This is a genomic window from Sulfuricurvum sp. (assembly GCF_019163035.1).
GTDB lineage: Bacteria > Campylobacterota > Campylobacteria > Campylobacterales > Sulfurimonadaceae > Sulfuricurvum.
Genome location: NZ_JAFLKV010000018.1, coordinates 1 through 2,321 on the forward strand (window position 1 = coordinate 1; position 2,321 = coordinate 2,321).

2 protein-coding genes and 1 pseudogene are annotated in these 2,321 nt (G+C 47.9%); all 3 read right to left on the bottom strand.

Annotation, left to right across the window (positions count from 1 at the left end; genetic code table 11):
- On the bottom strand, window positions 1-417 hold a 417-nt coding region (locus JZU62_RS01660; RefSeq protein WP_295011277.1), incomplete at its 3' end, for a class I SAM-dependent methyltransferase.
- Between the two features lie 62 nt (window positions 418-479).
- A pseudogene (locus JZU62_RS01665) lies at window positions 480-1,715 on the bottom strand (TonB-dependent receptor); the annotation flags it as partial.
- A 48-nt stretch (window positions 1,716-1,763) separates the two neighbouring features.
- On the bottom strand, window positions 1,764-2,321 hold a 558-nt coding region (locus tag JZU62_RS01670), incomplete at its 5' end, for a TonB-dependent receptor plug domain-containing protein (RefSeq protein WP_295011279.1).

Genomic DNA, 2,321 nt, shown 5'->3' on the forward strand with positions numbered 1-2,321 from the left:
TTCGACATCGGGAACTTCCATCGAGCGGGAGGCTACGACGATGTCGGCTTGCGGAAGAATACTCCAGTCATCTTCCCACCCGATATGATATGTTTTAATATTATTAACCCCCTCGCGCGCGGCGTAGGCTTTGAGCTCTTTGAGCATTTGGGCGGAGAAGTCGATAGCGATCACCTCTTTGACCCGTTTTGCCAACGGGATCGCGAGGGTTCCCGGTCCGCACCCGATGTCGAGAACCACTTCGTCTCCCGTGATGTTCATACGGGAGATGAAATCCTCCACATAAGGGCTGTTGATGACGGATGCCGCCATATCGGCCGATTTTTCATCCCAGTCACTGCTCGTTTTTCCTTTGAAATCGGTGGTGGCTTTGTGCTCACGGTACATGGCGGAAAAATTGATCGGTTCTAAAAACATGGTCTCTCCTAAGTTGTTATTATTATACTGAAATATCGGGGAGATCGACTCCCCAAAGGTGATTAAAATTTGTAACGGATATTGCCGAAGACACTGCGTCCTGCTTCAGGATAGCCGTAGTTGTAGTAAAAGTTACGATCGAATACATTGTTGATACCCAAATCGAATGAGACCGCTTTGGTAGCTCTCAAGGTCGCTTTGGTATTCCATACCGAGACGCATCCGGTTGAACTATAGAGATTTTTCGTATTGGGAGCGGTTCCGGTCGTTCCCGTAGCGGCATAACGCTCTGAATCATACTCATAGGTATTGAACCATGTAAGGTTTTCGATCGGAGTGTAGGCGATGGTAGCGATGAACTTCTCTTTCGGTACGTCGGTGATTTTTTGGCTCTCATCGACTTCGTTGGTCATTTTCAGGTAGGTGTAGCTCCCCTCAAATGATAGCGATTCGAATGGGGCATAGACGGTGGATAGTTCAAACCCTTTTTGAGTTACTTTTCCGACGTTTTGGAGTTGTTGCTGTTGAGTGTAGGTTGCTCCGCTTTTGTACCAGAGCGGTATATAAGCGCTTTGGATGTAATCGCTCACATCCGCGTAAAACAAGGCTCCGCTAAACGACGCATTTCCGAGTGATTTGGTTCCGCCCACTTCGTAGTTGATGGTTTTTTCGACATCTAGTGCAGGATTCGGGACAAAGGTATTAAATTTAAACGAGTAGCGGTCTTTGATCGATGGGATACGGCTTTTTCCTGATATACCCCCATACCATGAGAGGGAATCATCGATTTGTCCCTCCAGTTTGATCATAGGGTTAAAGGAGGAGGTGTCTCCGTGGGCAAACTCTTGGCTTGTTGTGTATCCGGTTGTCGTATTTTGACTCACCCCTGCGCCGTCATTATAATAATTGGTATTGGGTTTGCCGTACTGGGTATTTTGCGCCGTATCGATCTCTTCGCGGTCATAGCTGGCTCCGATGGTGAGGGAGAGAGCTTTTGAGAAGGTATGGGTATCTTCGATGCCGAGAGAGCTTATTGTATCTTTCATCTCATAGACCGCCGCTTGATTGGCACCGCCTTCTTGGTGGTCGTCGATTTTATAGTGAAGTGCCATTTTGAGGGTATTGTCAGCAGTGAGCTTTACTCCGCTCTCTAATGATGCCCCTTTGGCATACTCATCATACCAGCTAGGATTTCCTGCCGTTCCGTTAAAGGTGTTGTACAAGCCGTTATTCGTATAGATCGCGAGTGAGTTTTGGAATTTGTCATAAAAGACGCGGCTTTTGAGATACCAGTTACCAAAATCGGTTTTGGAGAGGAAATAGAGACTTTGCTTGTCCCAATAGCGCTATTGCCAGAAGCCGCGCCCCGACAAGTTCATCGCCTCATCCGGCGGAACCCCTTTGTCGGCATTTTGGCGGATATAGTTGATGGCGTACTCGTCGGTTGAATTTGGGGTAAATCCGACTTTTAGATTGAGCTTGTCGTCGGTTGCATAGGCGTTGTTGCGATCACCGCCGTCTTCATTGATTGTGCGTACAGGGGTGAAATCATCGGAGAGGGGATAGGTATCGCGCTTGGTTTTAGATCCGGATGCCTGTATATAATAGCTCCCTTGATTGGTTCCCAGATTGATGTATTCAGTTCGTCCATTTCCGCTGAAAAATCCTGCTCCGACTTCCCCTTCGAACTCTTTGGTCGGTTTTTTGGTAACGAGATTGATCGCACCCGCAAAGGTATTGGCTCCGAGCAGCGGAGACGCGAGACCTTTGGAGACTTCGATTTCGGAGAGATCAAATGTCGTGAAGCGGGAGAAATCAACGTATCCGTCATACGGTACGGCGATAGGGATACCGTCGATAAAGAGCGGGGCGTGTTTAACGTCAAATCCTCGTATCATAATCAT